Annotated in this window: 19 protein-coding genes and 1 tRNA gene; 4 read left to right on the top strand and 16 right to left on the bottom strand. The window is 49.4% G+C overall.

Annotation, left to right across the window (positions count from 1 at the left end; translation table 11 throughout):
• Genes LG211_RS04175 through LG211_RS04165 form a run of 3 tightly spaced genes read right to left on the bottom strand, consistent with a single transcriptional unit; the run spans position 1 to position 2,800 of the window.
• Positions 1-1,473 carry an ABC transporter ATP-binding protein gene (locus LG211_RS04175; protein WP_227755015.1) on the bottom strand — a complete coding sequence of 491 codons (1,473 nt, stop codon included), beginning with the start codon at positions 1,471-1,473 and terminating at the stop codon, positions 1-3.
• The gene (locus tag LG211_RS04170; protein WP_227755014.1) at positions 1,470-2,195 is read right to left on the bottom strand and encodes an energy-coupling factor transporter transmembrane component T; all 726 of its coding nucleotides are present in this window, start codon (positions 2,193-2,195) and stop codon (positions 1,470-1,472) included. The genes LG211_RS04175 and LG211_RS04170 overlap by 4 nt, the downstream gene beginning before the upstream one ends.
• Positions 2,192-2,800 (bottom strand): MptD family putative ECF transporter S component, encoded by a 609-nt coding sequence (locus LG211_RS04165; protein ID WP_269477038.1) that lies wholly within the window; start codon positions 2,798-2,800, stop codon positions 2,192-2,194. The genes LG211_RS04170 and LG211_RS04165 overlap by 4 nt, the downstream gene beginning before the upstream one ends.
• A gap of 181 nt (positions 2,801-2,981) precedes the next feature.
• Here LG211_RS04165 and LG211_RS04160 point away from each other — a divergent pair, with 181 nt between their 5' ends.
• Positions 2,982-3,950 carry a helix-turn-helix transcriptional regulator gene (locus LG211_RS04160; RefSeq protein ID WP_227755012.1) on the top strand — a complete coding sequence of 323 codons (969 nt, stop codon included), beginning with the start codon at positions 2,982-2,984 and terminating at the stop codon, positions 3,948-3,950.
• A gap of 358 nt (positions 3,951-4,308) precedes the next feature.
• Here the strand turns inward: LG211_RS04160 and LG211_RS04155 are convergent, their stop codons facing one another.
• Together LG211_RS04155 and LG211_RS04150 are read right to left on the bottom strand one after the other, a co-directional pair.
• A complete protein-coding gene (locus LG211_RS04155) occupies positions 4,309-4,533 on the bottom strand; it encodes a hypothetical protein (RefSeq protein ID WP_227755011.1) in 225 nt (74 codons plus the stop codon).
• Between the two features lie 996 nt (positions 4,534-5,529).
• A tRNA-Ser gene (locus LG211_RS04150) sits at positions 5,530-5,617 on the bottom strand.
• Positions 5,618-5,863: 246 nt separating this feature from the next.
• Between LG211_RS04150 and LG211_RS04145 the strand changes: the two genes are divergently transcribed.
• From LG211_RS04145 to LG211_RS04135, 3 genes are all read left to right on the top strand, one after another.
• Positions 5,864-6,568, top strand: coding sequence for a LytR/AlgR family response regulator transcription factor (locus LG211_RS04145; RefSeq protein ID WP_269477037.1), 705 nt, complete (start codon positions 5,864-5,866; stop codon positions 6,566-6,568).
• A gap of 3 nt (positions 6,569-6,571) precedes the next feature.
• A complete protein-coding gene (locus LG211_RS04140; protein WP_227755009.1) occupies positions 6,572-7,888 on the top strand; it encodes a sensor histidine kinase in 1,317 nt (438 codons plus the stop codon).
• 100 nt (positions 7,889-7,988) lie between these two features.
• Entirely contained in the window at positions 7,989-8,939 is a 951-nt protein-coding gene (locus LG211_RS04135; protein ID WP_269477036.1) for a CPBP family intramembrane glutamic endopeptidase, read from the top strand.
• 13 nt (positions 8,940-8,952) lie between these two features.
• On the opposite strand, the gene LG211_RS04130 is transcribed toward LG211_RS04135, so the two are convergent.
• From LG211_RS04130 to cobI, 11 genes are read right to left on the bottom strand one after another with little or no spacing between them, the layout of a single operon-like run.
• Positions 8,953-9,600, bottom strand: coding sequence for a precorrin-8X methylmutase (locus LG211_RS04130; RefSeq protein WP_148394625.1), 648 nt, complete (start codon positions 9,598-9,600; stop codon positions 8,953-8,955).
• Positions 9,590-11,104: a cobyric acid synthase gene (locus LG211_RS04125; RefSeq protein WP_269477035.1), complete on the bottom strand. Its 1,515-nt coding sequence runs from the start codon at positions 11,102-11,104 to the stop codon at positions 9,590-9,592. Before LG211_RS04125 ends, LG211_RS04130 begins: the two co-directional genes overlap by 11 nt.
• Positions 11,086-12,192 carry a threonine-phosphate decarboxylase CobD gene (gene cobD, locus LG211_RS04120; RefSeq protein ID WP_269477034.1) on the bottom strand — a complete coding sequence of 369 codons (1,107 nt, stop codon included), beginning with the start codon at positions 12,190-12,192 and terminating at the stop codon, positions 11,086-11,088. Before cobD ends, LG211_RS04125 begins: the two co-directional genes overlap by 19 nt.
• On the bottom strand, positions 12,189-13,175 hold the full coding sequence (gene cbiB / locus LG211_RS04115) for an adenosylcobinamide-phosphate synthase CbiB (protein WP_336246029.1): 987 nt from the start codon (positions 13,173-13,175) through the stop codon (positions 12,189-12,191). The genes cobD and cbiB overlap by 4 nt, the downstream gene beginning before the upstream one ends.
• Positions 13,172-14,668, bottom strand: a complete 1,497-nt coding sequence (cobA, locus tag LG211_RS04110) for a uroporphyrinogen-III C-methyltransferase (RefSeq protein ID WP_465250774.1) — start codon at positions 14,666-14,668, stop codon at positions 13,172-13,174. Before cobA ends, cbiB begins: the two co-directional genes overlap by 4 nt.
• Complete coding sequence (hemC, locus tag LG211_RS04105; protein ID WP_265333442.1) at positions 14,665-15,552, bottom strand: hydroxymethylbilane synthase; 888 nt, start codon at positions 15,550-15,552, stop codon at positions 14,665-14,667. The genes cobA and hemC overlap by 4 nt, the downstream gene beginning before the upstream one ends.
• Positions 15,553-15,562: 10 nt before the next feature.
• Positions 15,563-16,801: a precorrin-6A reductase gene (gene cobK, locus LG211_RS04100; RefSeq protein ID WP_269477033.1), complete on the bottom strand. Its 1,239-nt coding sequence runs from the start codon at positions 16,799-16,801 to the stop codon at positions 15,563-15,565.
• Positions 16,794-17,534 carry a precorrin-3B C(17)-methyltransferase gene (gene cobJ, locus LG211_RS04095; RefSeq protein ID WP_269477032.1) on the bottom strand — a complete coding sequence of 247 codons (741 nt, stop codon included), beginning with the start codon at positions 17,532-17,534 and terminating at the stop codon, positions 16,794-16,796. The genes cobK and cobJ overlap by 8 nt, the downstream gene beginning before the upstream one ends.
• Before the next feature lies 1 nt (position 17,535).
• Positions 17,536-18,747: a glutamyl-tRNA reductase gene (gene hemA / locus LG211_RS04090; RefSeq protein WP_148394616.1), complete on the bottom strand. Its 1,212-nt coding sequence runs from the start codon at positions 18,745-18,747 to the stop codon at positions 17,536-17,538.
• On the bottom strand, positions 18,744-19,499 hold the full coding sequence (gene cobM / locus LG211_RS04085) for a precorrin-4 C(11)-methyltransferase (protein ID WP_148394614.1): 756 nt from the start codon (positions 19,497-19,499) through the stop codon (positions 18,744-18,746). The genes hemA and cobM overlap by 4 nt, the downstream gene beginning before the upstream one ends.
• Positions 19,500-19,509: 10 nt before the next feature.
• Complete coding sequence (gene cobI, locus LG211_RS04080; RefSeq protein WP_148394612.1) at positions 19,510-20,199, bottom strand: precorrin-2 C(20)-methyltransferase; 690 nt, start codon at positions 20,197-20,199, stop codon at positions 19,510-19,512.
• Between the last annotated feature and the right edge of the window lie 3 nt (positions 20,200-20,202).

Genomic DNA, 20,202 nt, shown 5'->3' with positions numbered 1-20,202 from the left:
TTACCCCTCCTTTCCATCTGAAACAGAGAACAGCTCTCTCAATTTCGGGAGGGCATCCATTACAACAGGTACATCATCGGGCATTTCGCCCTCGTCAAAATGCAGGACGCGGGAGCAGGTTCGGCAGACAAACTCAAAATCATGGGTAACGATGAGAATAACCTTTCCCATGTCAGACAATCGCCGGATCAGCCCTGCCACCTGTGCCATACTGTCAAAATCCAGGCCGCTGGTCGGTTCATCAAATACCAGAAGATTTTTTCCGCAGATCATACTGACCGCCACAGCCACCCGCTGTTTTTGACCGCCTGACAGGGTGTTCGGGTGTCGTTCCCGGTAAGCAGCAAGCCCCAATTCCACCAGTGTTTCCGCAACTAAATTCTGATTGGGATTGCGAATACCAAAGGAGCATTCTGCCTTAACACTATCAGCAAACAATTCGTAGTTCACATCCTGCATGACCATATAAGACTGCTTCAGCCTCGCTTTTCGATCCAGCGGCCTGCCATCCCACAGGAATTGTCCATCACAGTCCTTATGCAGCCCGCACAAGGCGCGGGAAAAGGTCGTTTTGCCTGCCCCGTTATGACCAACTACTCCGATAACTTCTCCCTTCGCGGCAGAGAGGGCAATATGATGTAAAATCGTTCTCTTTTTGTAGCGGAGTGTTACATCTTGAAGTTCAAGTATGGGAGCTGAAACAGGCAGGCACTTCTGCGGAGGAAGTACCTCTGTTAAATCTACTGCCCGCAAACCCATGTGTTCACGCTCGGATTCTGGTAGCTTGCAAAATTCCTCCGGCGTATAAATTTTTTTGATTTGCCCTTCTTCCAGATAAACAATGCGGTCGGCAAGTTCCATTAGGTAGTACAGCCTGTGCTCCGCAATTAAAATCGTTTTTCCCTGGCTTTTTATCAGTCGCAGGTGTTCCTTTAATTCCTGAATGGAAGTCATATCCAGGTTAGAAGACGGCTCGTCCAGTAGATAAATTTTCGGATTCATAGCGTAGACAGAAGCAAAAGCGATTTTCTGCTTTTCACCGCCTGATAATTCAAAAATGTTCCTGTTCCGCAACTTCTGGATATGCAGGTTCTCTGTTGTCTGTTCTACTCTCTCGGCCAATTTCCAGGGAGGGAGGGCCTCATTCTCAATACCGAAGGCAATCTCGCTATCTGTGTCTACATTGAAAAATTGTGTCCGTGGATTTTGAAAGACTGAACCAACCTTTGCGGCAATCTGGTACATAGGAAGATTACTGATTTCCTGACCATCTACCAGCACGCGGCCATGAATTTCCCCCTGATAAAACTGCGGGATCAATCCGTTGACCAAGCGTGTAATCGTTGTTTTGCCACATCCGCTGCGCCCGCAAAACAGAACACATTCTCCATCTGTAATTTTTAGATTGATGTCATGCAGACCATCATGCTCCTGCCCATCATAAGAAAAGGATACATTGTCAAATTCAATCAACCGATGACACCTCCCCGCACACATAATTCAAGTATGAAGAAAGAAACAGCAACGCCCATTCCAACCCAATCCCCAACTCTGCATTTTATCTGGACAAGACAGGTGCGAGGATTTGGATTCTCTATGCCGCGAGTAATAGCAGCGATGGAAAGTTCGTCTGCTGCTTTTGAAGCCGCCATCATCAGCGGCACATAAACACACTCGATTGTCATTACCGGATTTTTAAGAACCCCGGCTGGCGTTGGAGAAATATCTCGCATACGCATAGCGTCTTTGATAAAGCGCCAGTCCTCTTGAATGGTTGGAATGTATCGCAACATGACCGCCAATGGGATAACTAGCTTTTTCGGTGCGTGAAGCTGGTTCATAGCAGATAAAAATTCGCTAACTTTCGTTGTGGACAACACAATTCCAGCAAGCATACCACAGGCGTAAACCTTATGGAACAGACCAAGAAACGCCACGAACATTGTCCGTAATGTGCCGGTCATTTCTGCCATGATCCACATCGTCAAAACACAAATAACTGCATAGAAACATACTGCTTTTGCAGCATACTTCCACTTTCTAAACACTACTCCCAGTAGTGCAATTAGCAGCACAAGTACAAACTGGTATATAAGAGATGGGGCAAACATAGATGCCAGTACACACATCAGAATAAGAAAGAGTTTGGCTCGTGGATCAAGCCAGAACCCTTTCTTACGGTTTTCACCCATCATGCTGTAATACCTGCTTTTTCAAACTGTTTTTTCAACATCCGGTTTCCCAACAAGGCACTGATTGCCGCCGTCACAAGTACAGCTATAAACATTGCAATCAGAATCCCGGTATTTGCTGTTGCTTGCATAGTATCAATGTAACCTTGTTCCGTTCCATTTCCCAACATGGTCTGCGCCCAACCATCTGGGTCTGCAAAGAATACGAGATACGAGCCAGTTCCACCGAGAGAGAACAAAATATAGGAAATGATATTGATTTTTTTACTTTTATATTGTCCTGCGCCAGCGACAAAATCAGCGACGATACCCATAATCATATATCCAAGAGCAAAAGCCCAATGCATCCCTGTCACGCACCAAACAATACCAATCAAGACCCCCATAATCGTCAGGCTCCAGCGCTTTTGCACTTTAGCAATCATCAATAAGTAAATCGGCCCACAGAGCAGGGCGCTGCCTGCTGGCATGTAGAAAGTAAGTACCGGGTTTGTTGCGAAAAAGACGCCACCCACCATCGTAAAAACAAACAGCAGCGCCGTAAAGATTCCTGTCGTTACCAAGTCCTTAACGGACAATCCTTTTTTCACAGTTACTTGATTGTTCATAAAATTTTCCTCCTTGCTTCAAGAGCGATTGACCTTTCGCCCCGAATCTGTTATAGTGTGATTAGTTGTCGCTAACCATGTTCCTATAATACTCACAGACCGAACGCTATGCAATAATTCGAGGGGATGTTCGTCCTTTCGTTGCAAAGGTTTGTCTAATCGTTTCAAAGGAGGCTGTTATTTGGAGAATGGAATTATTGCGGACTATTATGAGCCGCTTTTAACGGATAATCATTTTATTCCAGCAGATGAAAACAACAGCTTTAATTCTGCTGGACAATGTTGGAGGCTTTCTTCTGAGTTTGGAGAGGGCTTCTACTGGGTCTATGCTCAAAAAGACCTTTATGACATAAAGATCCACGATTTCTATTTCCACGATGACTTTTTTATGGAATTTAATTTACCAGAATGTTTAAGTATTACCCAATATGAATCCATCTCCGGGGAAGAGCTGAATCCATACCGGCGTCTTTCTGCTGGCTGTATCAAAACCTTTATCGGAGGGGATAAGCCTTATAAAGCGTTGATTCACAAGAAGATTCCTATTCGTTCTATCGGCATTGAGGTAATGCCTGCATATTATGAAGGTTATCTGAAAAAGCAATATCCGGTTGACTATATCAGCCCTCTTGCGGCGTTCAAACAGGTGGATCAGACAACAGATTTTCCATCTATGGCAAAGTTGCTCCATGAAGTAAAACTCTATCATGGGGATGGCATTGCTGCGGCTTTATTTTACGAAGCCAAAGTTGCCGAGGCAGTTTCCCTTGTAGTTGAAAAGCAGAAAAACCTTCTTTCTCGCAAGGAGAAACAACTAACCAATCAAGACATAGCACATCTGGAAAATGTGATCGCCTACCTAAACGATCACTACGCCTTTGATGTTCCATTAGAACGGCTTGCTAAGATCGCTTGCATGGGAACAACCAAACTAAAAACCTCTTTTAAGCAATTACAAGGTTGTACAATCACAGAGTATGTTCAACAGCGCCGCATGAGTCAGGCCGAGCACTTACTAATAGATACAGATTTTACGATGGGGCAAATTGCGGAAATGATCGGCTATTCCACATCCAGCCGCTTTGCAGAGCTGTTCCGTAAAAGCACAGGAATTTTGCCGATAGATTATCGGAAAATAGCACACAAGTAATAGCCAATGAACGTCAGGGACTTTTCTCTGGCGTTTTCTTTGTCAATTCATCTGATATATTTTCTCCAAAAAGCCAAAATCTACGCTTCAAATTGTAGTATTAGTAGAGGGAGAAATTGAAGGTAGGTTTCGATAGCAAGCACAGCAACCGAGTACCCGATTGCGATTTTTCGGATTTTCAGGTCCCTTGCCCGAAAATGAAAAATGCTTGTTGGGATAATCCCAAACCCTTACGAATGGAAATGGGGTACAGGTGTGCCCCGGTATAAACGCAAAAAACAGGAGTACAGCTCACGGATATTTTACCGAGAAGCGGTACTCCCTCTTTGCGTTATGGAAAGTGTTGAAAAATTAGCTTTTATTCGTCCGTAACGGACCGGCGTTCTCCACATAGGAAATCATAAGGGTCTCCACCTCCAACGCCGACACAGAGGATTTTACAGCCCATTTTCAACCCTAATTGATACAGTTTTGATGCGGCTGCATAGATAAAGGGTGTCACGTTTCGTTCTCCCCTTGCCATGTCGGAACAGTATGGGAGCAATTCCAAGAAGATCATTGCAACAATTTGAGGGAGCCCCATTTCAAGGCTCCCTCAGCTATCGGTAATCAAGCTACGCACTACGGCACATAACGGTTCGTTACATACCCTCTAATGCAATCCCTTCCCATCCTTGCCTTTGTGCCCGGATGGATAGGATAGGATTTGATGTATCCGTACTTGATAATTCTTTATTTGATTATTAGTTACTTTATTCTTTAGTATTTAATTGTGCGGGGTTTTCCAATATAGGCTTACCCTATATTGGGTTTACCTATATTGGATTTTCCCGTATAGGTTCACCGTACTCATATGCGATCAATTTCAAAGTGTCGATTTTCGCTCTAAACGACCTCTCCGTTCTCTTTTCTTTTCGTGCGTGGGAAATCCTAAGCCCCTTGTTCCAAAGGACCGTTACAGAGGAAAAAAGAAGGGATTTTCAACCCTTTTTGATACATTTTTGAAGCCCCAGATAGTCTGCGTGTTTGTTGTACCCGCGCAATCAAATAAAAGTGCCATAGGAGCAGGATGAATACCTATGGCACTGAACCGGCTTAACCCGGTCAATATTCAGTTGTCATGCGGAGGACGGTGTGCCCTCCGATTTTCCGTACCGTATCCATAACTTTGCATTTCTCGGATTTTCGGCGTGTCAAGGCTCATTCGTGAGTAGTAAATTTGTAGTAAAATGAGGCTTTTCAACCCGTCTGAAATGCCAATAAACACGGTGTTTTCAAGGGATAATCAGACTTTGCTTTGATTTTTGTTATAAAAATGTAATATGCGCTCGATGAACAGTAATGGGTTATTCTGCAACAGTATGACAATAATGTGTATTTCATAAATTGTATCATAGGCGAGAGAATTGCATTCCCTGCTTAGCTTCAGATAGTTCTTGCAGACTTTTTGGACCGCTCCCTATTCGGCAGCCCGCCGGGCTGCCTCACTTTACGCTCGCACCCTTTCGGGTTCGAATCCCTTCTGTTTGATATTTCTCCACCAATAAAAAATATCCTCGCAAAACGAGGATATTTTTATTGGCGGAGAGTCAGGGATTCGAACCCTGGGTCCGGTTAAGGACACAGCATTTCGAGTGCTGCACGATCGACCACTCTGACAACTCTCCAAAAAATTTGAAATTGCATGTCGCATTAGAAAATCGACTCTTATAGTATAGCGGATTTGGCTGCTTGACGCAAGTACTTTATGACTGCGTGTTGTTAACTTTATGACTGCGTCCGGGTCGTTTAATGTATCCGGCAGCTTATTTTGCTTTTGTAAACAAATCATTAATGATATAATTCAGGTGAGATATAATACGCCCCTTCTTGTCAAAGGCCGGGGAATCAAGTTAGCTTGGGATGGTGTCAGGATGAAAATAGGGATTTGCGATGATGAATATCGCACACGGCAGCAAATGTACAAAGAAATTGAAAATTATTACAAGCGCCTGGATGTCAGCGCGCTTACTTTCGCGTCCGGACAGGAACTGCTGAATGCTGTCGATGATGATCCGGCAGGATATCTATGTGTATTCCTGGATATCGAAATGGATGAGATGGATGGGCTTGAAGCAGCCAGGCAATTAAAAAAAAGCCATGCCCATATTCCGGTTATCCTGTTAACAAGCCATACGGAATACGCCATGAGCGGCTATGAAGTAGAGGCATTCCGTTTCTTATCCAAGCCACTGCAGCGGGAGAAGCTGGAAGAGGCACTGAAGGCGGTGGAGAAAACCAAGATTTATCAGAAAAAAATAAAGATTATCTCTGACGGAGGTGAGATATATCTGCCTTATCAGGATATTTATTATATCAAAAGCGAAAACGTATACCTGCAGGTTGTTTTAAAAGACAGAAGTTATCTCATACGGGGAAAACTCAAGGAACAGCTGCAGCAGCTTCCCCAAGTGCTGTTTTCCCAAGTACACAGAAGCTATATCGTGAACCTTCTCCATGTCCGGTCTTATGACGGAAAACAGATTCTGCTTCGGGGAGGAACCAGGATACCGGTTAGCAGCAGCCGGTCTAGGGAATTTAAAGAAAACATGATGCATTATCTAAGGGAGCAAAGATAGGGAATGTGGACAGAAGTGATCTATAATTTTTATGCGGGAATTGAGACAATGCTCTGGCTTTGGCTGATCCTGCACTATATTTATCTGGAGCCGGAGCTCAAAAGCAAAAAATACCGGATTGGTTTTATTGGATGTTTCCTTGCAACCCTGCTGGTTTCCCTGTGCATCAGTGCCGTTCCTGAGGATACCTATATCCTGATCCCTTTTTTATATCTTTGCCTCTATGTGTTTCTCGCTCGGCGGACCAAACGGATACGCGGCATGTTTGTGGTGGTCCCTGTGGCAGGAATGGTTTTTGCCCTGGCCTCTCTCGTATCCAGCATTTCTTACATGGTCACACAAAAGGAATTGGACATTTCATTTCCAGCCGCAATCGCTGTCGACGCTATTTTCTGGCTTGCCCTCCTGATCTTCTGGTGGAAAGGAAAACAGTGGCGGATAAAATTTAAAAGGGAAATCCAATTTCGCAGCCTCAAACGCTGGGAAAGAATCCTTTTGAATGTGACCGGGACTTTTCTGTTTGTCATGTCTGTTTTGCTCATTTGCGCAGAAGACATTCTTGACGCCGGATTAGAGATACGGTTTTTTCTTAACATAGGGAGCTTAAGCGCAGTGCTTATGGAAGTAGTCATTATTGCAATGGTCGTCCAGGGAAACAAAAAAGACTACTACTATCATGTGTCCGAACTAAATGCACGTTATCTGAAGGCTGAGCTGGCACATTTTCAGGCATATCGCCAGACGCAGCAGGAGGTAAGGAGAATCCGGCATGATATGAAAAGCCACCTTGCAGTGTTAAACGATTTGGCAGAGAAGGAACAATATGAAAATATGAAGGATTATCTGGCGGAGCTGGGCAATCTGGTACGTCAGACAGAGTCAGAGATTCATACTGGCAATGACATTGCAGATGCGATTTTAAATGAGAAAAATCAGCAGGCTGCCGGAAATGGGATCGCCTTGCTGGTTGAAGGACGGTTCCGGCAAGGCGGCTGGAATCCGGTGGATATCTGCACCATCTTATGTAATGCTGTGGATAATGCAATTGAGTCCCTCCAGACATCCCAATTGAACGATAAATGGATCAAAGTGACGATCCTCCACCAAGGCAATATGCATCTGCTCACATTTGAAAATCCCGTAGAGGCCGGATGCCGCATAGAAGCTGCGGGGGCCACACGAAAGCCCGATGAAGTCAACCATGGTTTTGGCCTGCTCAACATACAATCTGCGATCGAAAAATATATGGGCAGTATGGAGCGCAGGATCGAAACCCAGGATGGTTTATCCGTATATTCTCTTAAAATCATTTTGTTCTGAGTCGATTCGCAACAAATTCAGAGTCTTTCACAACAAAAAACACCCTACTGTGCAGGCCTGTTTTATAGTTAACGTATAAAAAGGAGGATGGTGAAGAAAGATGAAAGAATTTAAAAGACAGGTAAATCGCATTGCAAGGGCAGTACTTTTTTACAATATCCTTTTGCTGGCAGTTATACTGGGGGATACACTGATTCAAAGCGTCCGGCTTATACTGGAACATCCGGACGAAGCACAGTTGTCCAAAGCTTTGCACCAATTGGAACTAAGCATCGGATTGTACGGCGGCCCCAGTATTATTGGGATCGCCATCGGAATTTTATTTTTAATACTCTATTTCCGACGGGATAACATGAAAACCTGCATATTAGCCAGTGTGGAAAAGATGCGTGTTTCTGTGTTTTTACAGGCTGCCTGCGTGCTTTTAGGGTTTCAGTTTCTTTTCAGCGTAGCATCTATTGGATTTGAAAACGGACTCAATGCGTTTGGGTATACGATTATGGGGGACGTAGAATCTGCCACCAGCGGAAGCACAACAATTTCTATGTTCCTGTATGCTTCGCTGCTGGGGCCGGCAGCAGAAGAAATCGTGTACAGAGGCTTTGTCCTGCAAAGCCTGAAGAGCCATGGCAAAGAGTTCGCGATTATTGTTTCTTCTGTTTTGTTTGGTGTTATGCACGGTAACTTTATTCAAGGCATGTTTGCATTTTGCGTAGGGATCGTGCTGGCCTACATAACCATTGAATACTCGATTTACTGGGCCATCCTGCTGCATATCATTAATAATTGTGTAATGGGTGATATATGGCCCCATCTCATTTCAGGGTTTTCTGCCAATGTTCAGACAGTATTGAACTGGGGGATCATTTCTGTGTTTTTCGCTGGCGGGCTCCTTGTTTTATGGAGAAACCGCATTAAACTGAAACGTTATGTGACGGAGCATATGGCGCCAAAGAAGTATTACCGTTATGCCTTTACATCGATCTGGATGATCCTTTTCCTGGGCATCGAGTTTTTAGCTGCGCTGTCGGGAATCCAAAAGCTCCCATAAAGTTCCGCAGCGGCTACTCATCCCGCCCGCCGCATTGGTACAAAATCGCGTTGCAGATGGCGGCGGCAATATTGCTTCCGCCTTTTCTTCCCTTGGCCACAATATAAGGAACATCGGTTTTCATAATCAATTCTTTGGATTCCACCACATTGACAAACCCCACCGGCACGCCGATGATCAGAGCCGGGTGCAGCATCCCGACAGCGATCATATCATAAAGGGCTGCCAGTGCAGTGGGCGCATTGCCGATAGCAAAGATCAGCGGTCCCTCAATGGATGCCGCTTTTTTCATACTGGCTGCAGCCCTTGTTGTTCCATTCAATTTTGCTGCGGATCGCACATCCTCATCCGCCATAAAGCACACCACCTTGCAGCCAAGTCTTTCCACCGCCCGCTTGTTGATGCCGGAAAAAGCCATATTGGTATCCGTTACTATCGTCGCGCCGCCTAAAACCGCTTCCATGGCAAGGCCAGCCGCTCCCGGCGAAAAGACCAGATTTTCCAGATAGTCAAAATCAGCGCTGGTATGAATGGCTCTTTTTATAATCGGCGCTTCCAGAGGATCCAGCTCCACAGAACCGATTTCCCGGGAAATGATTTCAAAGCTTCGTTTTTCAATTTCATCAGGCCGAACTTCCTGCAAACTCCCCTTATTTTCCATAATTCACACCCTCCTCTACGATTTGATACAGCAGATCCATGTCAATACTTTGGCGAATGCCGTCTGCCAGCAGATCATACTGCTGTTCTTTATAAGCGGCCATATCGATGCCCGCCACTTGGCCGTCATCGAGCCCTTTTGCCCTCAAAAGAGCCGAAACGATGGTTTTAGCCACCTTCTCCGAATCAAAGATCCCGTGAACATAGGAACCATAGATATTGCCCTGATTCAGCCCGTCGGCTTTGGGGGATTCTCCTGTTTCTGCAATGCTGGACAAAACCGCTCCTTCCTCCAAAAGAGAAGTTCCCATATGAATCTCATAACCTTCAAAAGAGACTCCGGAAAGCTGCGCAAATATCCCCTGCACCGTTTCAAAGGTGCCTGACACGCGGGTCCTCACCTTATCCCTGCCAAAGACCGTCGTACTGGGAAGCAGGCCCAGACCTGCCATTTCCCCGCCATGCTCAACACCATAAGGATCCTTGAGAGTCCTTCCCAGCATTTGATAGCCTCCGCAGATACCGAAAACCGGCTTTCCCTTGGCCGCATGTTTTAAAACCAAAGCTTCCAGACCATTTTGACGCATCCACAGCAGATCGGCCATCGTGTTCTTAGTTCCCGGCAGCAAAATCAAATCTGGTTCTCCAAAAGATGCGGCCGTATCCACATAGCGGACCGATGCCGATGGGATGGATTCCAGGGCATTGAAGTCAGTGAAGTTGGAAATTCTGGGAAGCCGGATCACCGCCAAATCCACCAGTCCGGCAGTATCTTTTTTATAAAAACGCTCACTGAGGCTGTCTTCATCATCAATGTCCAAATGCATGTAAGGGATCACCCCTGCGACCGGCTTTTGAATCATCGCCGTCAGCTGATCCAGGCCGGGCTTTAAAATGGAAAGGTCCCCGCGGAATTTATTGATTAAGATTCCCTTCACCATCTCCCGTTCCTCCGGCTCAAAGAGCTGCATTGTGCCCACAATGGAAGCAAATACGCCGCCCCGGTCGATGTCCCCCACCAGCAGCACCGGCGCCTTGGCCAGCTTGGCCATGAACATATTGACAATATCGTTTTCTTTAAGATTGATCTCCGCCGGGCTTCCCGCCCCTTCCAAAACAATGATGTCGTACATTGCGGCCAGCTGATCGTAGGATTCCTTGACCTTGGATACCAGCTCTTTTTTATGCTTATAATATTCCTGGGCGCTCATGTTTTCCATGACCTCACCGCAGACGATCACCTGAGAGCTGGTGTCATTGGTCGGCTTGAGGAGAATAGGATTCATCAACACAGAGGGCTCGATTCCCGCCGCCTCAGCCTGGGTCACCTGGGCCCGCCCCATTTCCAGCCCCTCCCTAGTAATAAAGGAATTGAGCGCCATGTTCTGCGCCTTGAACGGTGCCGCCCGCAGACCGTCCTGCTTGAAAATCCTGCACAGGCCGGCGGCCACCAGACTCTTGCCCGCATTGGACATGGTGCCCTGTATCATAATTGCTTTTGCCATCGTCTCTCCCTCCTGATCAGCGCTTCCACAAGCCGCTGGTTTTCTTCTTCTGTTCTCACTGCAATGCGAAAATAGCCTCTGCCGATGCCCTCATAATTGGAACAATCCCGAATGAGAATGCCATCCTCCAAAAGATCCGAAGTAAATTCATCGATGTAAGCCGGATCCTCCAGCTGTCTCAGCTGAAAAAGCAAATAATTGGCAGCAGCCTCTAAGACCCAGTACCCCAGGCCGATTAATTGCTGGCGAAGTTTTTCCCGTTGGACAAAGATCAAATCACGCGCTTTCTGAAGATAATCGTCCTCCCGCAGAGCCTGGATACCTGCTTTCTGGGCCACAAGGGAAACGTTCCAGGGCGGACCTGCCTCCCGCATAAGCCGGAGCACATCCGGCCTGGCGCACATTCCGTAGCCCAGACGCAGCCCGGCCATCCCATAGTTTTTGGTAAAGGCCCGCAACACAAACAGATACCGGCATTGGAAAAGCAAGTCCTTGACCGTGCAGACCTGGGGTTCTTTCACAAAATCGATAAAGCATTCATCCACCACCAGAAAAATTTCTTTTTCCTCACATTTTTCTGCGATCCGTTCCAGCAGATCCGGTGGAATCAGCTGCCCGGTGGGATTGTTTGGATTACAGAGAAACACCATATCCAAAGGTTCATCCAAACAGGCGAGAAATGCTTCGTCCAACTGAAAGTCCTTTTCTTTTTCCAAAGCATAATGAAGGACCTGGCATTGGACGCTTTTCAAGGCATTCTCATATTCAGAAAAGGTGGGCGCCGTTACCAGAGCCTTTCGCGGCCGGAGCGCCGCTGCGATGCGGAAGATCAAATCCGCCGCCCCATTGCCGAACACCAAATATTCCTGAGGAATCCGCTCTTTCTCCGCCAGAGCCCGGGCCAGAGCCCGGCACTTTGGATCGGGATAATGGTCGCAAAACGCCAGGGCGGAAGCAGCAGCGGCTCTGACCCTTTCCGGCATGCCCAAAGGATTAATATTCGCCGAAAAATCCAGAAGCTCCCCCTCTGTTCTGCCGCCCTTTTCCATGATTGTATAAAGATCTCCGCCGTGTTGAAATTCTGTCATTGCCATACTCCAATCATCGTTATAACCGCCGCCCGAATTGCCAAAGAAACCGCCAAGCAAAGAAACGCTGTCACATAGAGCAGGCGGTTGGCATCCCAGATATGTTCATAGGAAACAGGCTTTTCCTCATCGCCAATGGTCTTTTTTGGATAAAGTTTTCCAAAATAATAAGCATCGCCGGCCAGCTGAATGTTCAGTGCCCCTGCGCACACCGCTTCCGTCTGGGCGCTGTTGGGGCTGGCATGGTTAAAACGGTCCCGCCGGAAGATCCGATATCCATTCTGCCAATCCATCCCCAGCACCATGGCAGCTCCAAGCATCAGCAGCGCCGAAACTCTGGCCGGTATCAGATTAGCCGCATCATCTGTCCTGGCTGAAAACCTGCCCAGCAGCAAATAGCGATCGTTTTTGTACCCAACCATAGAATCCAGGGTATTAATGGCTTTATAAAAAAAGCCCAAAGGAGCGCCGCCCAGGGCCATGAACAGCATGGGCGCCACCGTTCCGTCGGAAGTGTTCTCGGCCACAGTTTCAACTGCGGCTTTGGCGATCTGTTCTTCATTTAGATGGTCCGTATCCCGGCCGACAATCATCGATATTTTTTCTCTCGCTCCTGAAAGGCTGCCTCTTTTCAGTTCCCAGAAGACTTTCATGCTCTCTTTCTTCAGGGATTTTATGGCCAGGATCTGATAGCACATAATCGTCTCTATGCCAATGCCCGCCCACAGCTTCCAGCGGTAAGCCGCAAACAAAATCCCTGCCGGGATTAAAAGGGCCAGCAATGGAATTACAATTCCCAAAATCGTTCCAGCGGCCAAAAGGCCCCGCTCTGTATCCGGGCAAGCCTTTCTCAGAATCCTTTCACCCCGCTCAATGGCTTTTCCTATGAGCCGTACAGGATGGGGCAGCCAATAGGGATCGCCGATCAAAAGATCCAGAAAAAATCCTATGGCAATGGGCATCAAATGGATGAGCATCATCATGGTTCCAGCCCCAGCATGGTTTCAATCATACTGTCGATGGTCGCCTGGGCCGATATGGTCACCTCCATGCCGTACCGCTCAGCCTCCTCCGCCGTTTGCCTGCCGATGCAAATAGCCTTTACTTTTGAATAATCAATATGGGGGTTCAACTTGACAAATCCCCGCACTGTAGATGCGCTGGTAAAGGCCGCATAATCCACCGTTTCATCATAACCCGGACCATCACAGGTTCCCTCTTTGGTATCATAAACGGGAATATCGTCAAAAGACAGGCCCGCTTCCCTGAGAGGAGCTGCCACATCGTCCGTACCCATCGCAGCCCGCGGGAGCAGGAGTTTATCCTCCGGAGCCAGCGTTTTTGCCAGAGCACGTCCAAGGGCTGCCCCGCTATAGACTTCCGGCATCAAATCCACGAAAATGCCCCGCTCTTCTACAGCCCTGCGGGTACCGGTTCCGATGGCCGCCACTTTGATCGGTCCCAGCCTGCGGATATCCATTCTCCGCCGGCTCATGGCATCATAAAAAGCCTTTACGCCGGCAGCACTGGTAAAGGCGATCCAGCTGTAGGCGCCGATCTGGTCCAGCGCCTGATCCAGCCGCTGGTTATTGGCAATGGGCTCTGTTTCAATGGTTGGCATCAGCACTACCTCCGCTCCCAGCAGCCTGAGCTTTTCCGCCAAAGAAGAGTTCCTGTCCTTGGGTCTGGTCACTGCGATCTTCCTTGTTCCCAGCGGCCGGTCCTCCGCCCAGTGAAACGCTTTCTCCAAAGCGCACACCCGGCCAACCACAATGATGGCAGGCGTTTTAATCTCTGCCAGACTAGCAGCCTGGGGAAGATCGGAAACCGTCGATACCACCCTCCTCTGATGGGCAGTTGTCCCCCGTTCCAGTACGGCGGCCGGCATATCAGGACTCATACCGCCCTCAAGAAGCCCCTGGCAGATCTTGGGCATCGCCGATACACCCATGAGAAACACCAGGGTCCCTTTCAGGCGTACCAGGGCTTCATAATCGATATCCGCTTCATCGTTCTTCTTGGTATGGCCGGTAATAATATGAAGCGACGAACAAAAATCTCGATGGGTTACTGGGATACCATTGTAAGCGGGGACCGAGACTGCTGAGGTAACGCCGGGGACCACCTCAAAGGGAATCTGATGCTGACAGAGAAGCTCCAGTTCTTCCCCGCCGCGGCCAAACACAAAAGGATCTCCCCCTTTCAAACGCACGACACGATGGCCGGCCAGAGCTTCTCTGAGCAAAATCTCATTGATTTGCTCCTGAGGCACGGGATGATAACCGGCTTCTTTTCCCACGCCAATCCTGCGGATGCCTGTGGGGATCATGGCCATGATACCCTGCCCCACCAGCTTGTCGTACACGACCACATCGGCCGCTTCCAAAACTGCTTTTCCTTTCAATGTAAAAAGACCCTCATCGGAAGGCCCTGCTCCCACCAGCCAGACCTTTCCCATTTTTTGCTCATCCATCATGCTCCCGCCTCCTCTTTCAACTGTTTTGCTAAACGGACTGCAAGGGCGCGGCCCTGCTCTTTGGGTCCGCTGATCCGCCCCATATAAGGCTCATTTTTGGTGGGAGCGCAATACAGTCCGCGAATCAAAATCTCCTGCTCTGCCATTTCCGCATAAGCTCCGATGGGGGCGCTGCACCCGCCTTCCAGATAGGCGACAAAGGCCCGCTCCGCCTCAGCTTCCGCCCTGGCTTTTCTATCGTCCACACAGTCCAGATAAGCGTAATCCTCCCCGGCTCTGCCCTGAACGACCATGGTTCCCTGTCCGGCTGCCGGAATCATTTCATCCGCCGTAAAAACCCGGCTGATCCGCTCTTCCAAATTGAGCCGTTTCAGCCCTGCATAGGCCAAAATCAAGCCGCTGTATTGGCCGCTGTCCAGCTTTTCCAATCTTGTCTGCACATTTCCGCGGACGCTCTTTTGTTCCATATCCGGGTAAAGCCGGCTCAGCTGCACGTTTCTGCGGGGACTGGAGCTGCCCAGGGGCTTGCCTTTAGAAAGTCCTTCAGCGCCTTTGGGCAGCACCAGGACATCGGTGGCGATTTCCCTTGTGGGAAAGGCCAGCAGCGGAAGATCGTCCGGGACCTCCATGGGCATATCCTTCAAGCTATGTACCGACAGATCGATCTGTCCGGCCCGCAGCGCCCGATCCAGCTCTTTTACGAACAGACCTTTGCCGCCGATCTTATCCAGCGTTTTATCGAGAATTTTATCACCGGTGGTTTTCATGGTCACCAGCTCCAGCTCCAGTTCCGGATGAAAGCGCTGGATCTGCTCCATCACCAGCCTGGCCTGGATAACAGCCAGCTTGCTGTCCCGGCTTCCCACAATGACTCGTTTCTTCATAATCCCCCTCCTATCGATCAAGACCATTTTCCAGTCCGCGTTCAATGAGGATCCTCGCTTTCTTTGCCAGCGCGTGATCCTTTCCTCCCGCAGTAAATCCTATGGTCAAATCCCCATGCCTTATGACACCGGGAAAATAAAAATCGCATTCTTCTTTGCGGTCAGCCACATTGACGGTAATGTTCCGCTGTTTGCAAGTCTCTCCGATGGACTTGTTCAGCTGCCGGTCGCCGGTTGCCGCAAGAACGAGATCCGCTCCCAAAAGATCGGCTTCTTCATAGGGCTTTTCTTTAATCCGCAGAAGGCCCTGTCTCTCCAGTTCTTTAACAGGAGCCAGCACCTGAGGAGCGACGACGGTCAGACGGCAATCGTATTGAGAAAGAATTCGAATTCTTCTGGCCGCGATCCGGCCGCCGCCCACCACTAAAATCTGTTTACCGGTCAAATCGCAGAACATGGGAAACCATGCGGCCCGTTCTTTGGGCGCTTCCTCCAGGGAGCACAGAGCCATGGCTTCTTCCAGCGATATGCCTTCCTCCCTTTGCGGTCTTCCGATGATGATAACGCCTGCTCCCGCTTCTTCGGCTGCTGCCAGCTTTTCGGCAAACCCGCCTGCTGCTCCCGACTCTTTGGTAACCAAGTAGTCGGCCTTGATCTGCCGCAGCATGGCCAGATTGGATTCGTAGGAAAAGGGCCCCTGCATGCAGATTAAATGAGCAGCATCAAACCCCAGAGAAAAGGCCTTGGCCACCATTTCCGGCGTCGGCAGAATTCGTGGGTAGAGCCGTTTTTCAAAATCAGGGATGCGAGTAAATGCCTCCAGCTCTTTGCTGCCGGTGGTCACCAGTACCTTTCCGGAAGTGGTTTTCAAATAATCCGCCGCTTCCTTGGCATTGTCAACAATGGTATAGGAATCCGGACTTTCTTCCCCGTGCCTCACCAGCCGCCAGTAAGATGCGCCTGTATCTTCTGCCGCCGCCCGAATATACTCCGTAGCCTCTACCGCATAAGGGTGGGTAGCATCGATCACCCATTGGATCTTTTCCCGCTGAATCAGACCTGTCATCTCATCCCGGCTCAATCGCCGGGCCAGCACTGTGAGGCGCCCGCTGTCTTTTGGCAGCAGCCGTCTGCCGTGTTCTGTTGCAACGCTGACCCAGAACCGATGGGTGCTGCTTTGACCTGCGGCAGCGGCCTCTGCCAGCTTTCTTCCCTCAGTCGTCCCTGCAAAGATTAAAATATTAGCCATTGTCTCCTCCGATCCGGTATCCCCTGGACGTGACCATTTTGCCGGCGATTTTCCTGGTGGTGGAGTTGCCGATATAGACGGTGGAAAACATATCCACCTGTGTATCCCGCAGCTCTTTCAGAGACAGAATCCGTCCGCATTCCCCATCTCTTCCAATATTTTGGGCAATGCCGCAGACGGTGCTCCCATCCTTATGGGCCAATATCCGGTCGCAGGCTTTTTTCAAATACTCATGGCGCTTCTTGCTGGATGGGTTATACAAGCAGATGACAAAATCAGCCATAGCCGCATAATCCAGACGCTTTTCGATCTGCTCCCATGGAGTCAGAAGGTCGCTGAGGCTGATGACTGCAAAATCATGAATCAGCGGTGCTCCCAGGATTGCCGCGCCGCTGCAGGCAGCTGTGATCCCGGGGACCACTTCAATTTCAATGGGATCGTATTCCTGCGCGATTTCATAGATGAGGCCGGCCATCCCGTAGACGCCGGCATCTCCGCTGCAAACCATGGCTACGCTTTTCCCTTTCAACGTTTCCTCAATCGCCAGCCTGCATCGTTTCACTTCTTGTTTCATAGGGGTGGAAATCAACTCTTTGCTGCCGAATCGTTCTCTGATCAGTTCTATGTAAACCGTATATCCGGCGATCACCTGACAGTTTTCCAGAATATCCAGGGCCCGGCCCGTTGCCTGGGACAAATCCCCGGGGCCCAGCCCCACCACATATAGTTTCATGCTATCTTCCTTTTCCCGTTTTCAACGTATCCCGCTGCGACGACTGTTCCAGCGCCGTAAAGCAGCGTTCCCATAATTCCTCGGGCAGCGTGTCCCGCAGCCCAAAGAGCAGCTTTTCCACCGCATGGTCCATCGCCTCAGCAGCTGTCAGCTTTTCCATACGCTTGCACGCATCCTGGACCGTGACAGCGGAAATCTGTTTTACCCGTTCCACATGCCGTCTGAAAGCGAACCATCGCTCCAGCTCATCCTCATAGTCTTCCAGAATTTCCATTGCCTCTTTGAACGCCCTGCTGTTTTTCTTTGCTGTTTCCCCATCTCCCAGCTGATCCATATCATAGAGCTCGACCCCGGCCAGCTCCCTGACAGCAGGATCGATGTCCCTGGGCACTGCCAGATCAATCCAAACGGCCCGCTGAAAGGATTTGTCCGCTGCCTGCTCTTTTCGAATGGTAAAATGGGGACTTAAGGTGGCGCTGATCACCCCTTTGTAATCTTGCAAATGATCCAGCCGCTCATCGTAGTCGATCATATGGCAGCCTTGGGGAATGATGGATTCCTGTACTTCTGTGCCGTGGATTTTTTTCCGCAGGGTCATGGTCACCGATGCGCCGCTGTCCGTCAGCTGATTGGCCGCCAGCTTTCCCATCTGACCGTTTCCGATCACCAGGCAGGGAACGTTGGTCAGGTCCCCCAGTCTCTTTTTCAAGAGGAGCACCGCATTTCTGGCCGCGGAAGGATCGGCGTTTTCCATTCGAACTTGCGTCTTTACCCGCTTTCCGGCAGAAATGGCCGTTTGAAACAGTTTTTCAATCACCGTATCGTCGGCCCCGCACGCCCTTGACAGTTCCAGGGCGTCCCGCACCTGAGTCAGGATCTGATCTTCCCCGTAAATTCTTGATTTAAGCCCGCAGGCCAGCTGCAGCAGATGGCGGCTGGCTTCCGCTCCCCCGCGGCAGGTGAAGAGCGGTTCAAAGGTTTCTTTTCTCAAGCCCTTTTCATCGCATAAAAGCTGCAAAAGATCGACCTTGCTGCCGCTGGCCCAAAGCTCGGTCCGGTTGCAGGTGGATAAAAGCAGTCCGCCGGAAAAAGCGTCCTCCTGCTTCCACCGGTCCAATGCCTTTCTGGCCTGGGCTTTGGTGAAGGCCAGCGCTTCGCGCTGTTCAAGGCAGGCGCTCTGATGGTCGATGCCTATCATACGAATATCCATCATTTCTTTGCCTCCCTGAATTCATGAGAAAAGGCAGGATCGTACAATTTGGAACGTTCATAGGCATCTCCTAAAAAGTCCCCCACCAGGATCAGCGCTGTTTTTGTAATTTTATTTTTCTCTGCGATTTCCGGCAGATTTCCTACGGTTCCGTAAAAAATCTGCTCCTCCGGCCAGGTAGCTTTGTATACGATGGCTGCCGGGGTGTCCTCTTGATATCCGCCAATGATAAGCCGCTCCCGCAGCGGCACCAGCAGCCCTGTGCTGAGAAAGATGGCCATCGTCGCCCCGTGGGAAGCCAGCAGAGAAATCTCCTCCTTTTCCGGCACCGGTGTCCTTCCGGCCATTCTGGTAATGATCACGGTCTGAGAGACATCCGGCAGCGTATATTCGGCTTTCAGCGCCGCCGCTGCGCCGCAAAAAGAGCTGACGCCCGGAACCATCTCATAAGGAATGTCCGCCTTGCTCAGCAAATCCATCTGCTCCCGGACCGCGCCGTAGATGCTGGGATCCCCGGTATGAAGACGCACGGTCATTTCACCCTTTTCCTCGGCAGCTTTCATGACCGCTATCACTTCTTCCAGGGTCATGGAAGCGCTGTTATAGATCCGGCATTCCGCCTTGGCCGACTCCAAAAGCTGTTTGTTCACCAGGGAGCCGGCATAGATGATCACATTCGCCTCTTTCAATAAATTCCAGCCCCTGACCGTGATCAGATCGGCCGCGCCCGGCCCTGCTCCTACAAAATAGATCATAACTGCTCCTTTATTTATCCTTTACCACAATAATTGAAAAATAACCTGCCTGGGTATTGATCTCGTCAGCGGAATGAAAAGCCCGTTCACCTTCCATCCCACAGCGTTCTACCATCTTAGCCGACCACCTGTGGGGCTGGCCGCAGATCATGTCCTTAATCTCTCCAACTGCTTTTCCGCTTTTCATCAGCACTTTGGTGCCTTCCAGCTCCATGCACGTGTCCAGCGCCTTATAGGAAGCGGGAATGATGTGCAGCGCCTGCCCCGCTTCTGCCAACGGCTCATTGAGCCTGGCGGAAACCGCACAAAAAGACGGAATTCCCGGAACCATCTGCGCCTGTCTGCCTGAAGCCAGCACCCGCTTATGAATATATGTATAGGTGGAGTAAATCGAGGGGTCTCCCAGAGTGAGAAACGCTACATTTTTCCCATGGTCCAGGTAATCGATGATCCGCCGGGCCGCCGCATCGTGGCTGGCATCCAGCGCTTGCTGGTCTCTGGTCATGGGCATTGCGATCCGGGCGATCTCCTTTTCTTCGATTTGGGGAACCGCTTTTTTTGCGATAGCATAGGCTGTGTTGACATCCTGTCCCGACTGGGGAATGGCGATGATATCGCTCTCCTTAATCAGCCGCACCGTTTTTAAAGTCATCAGCTCCGGATCCCCCGGCCCTACGCCCAATCCATATAACGTTGCCATCTA

Origin of the sequence: Hominibacterium faecale (assembly GCF_020734085.1) — a bacterium.
In the GTDB taxonomy this organism is placed as follows: Bacteria; Bacillota; Clostridia; order Peptostreptococcales; family Anaerovoracaceae; genus Hominibacterium; species Hominibacterium faecale.
This window is presented reverse-complemented; position numbering and strand designations above follow the sequence as displayed.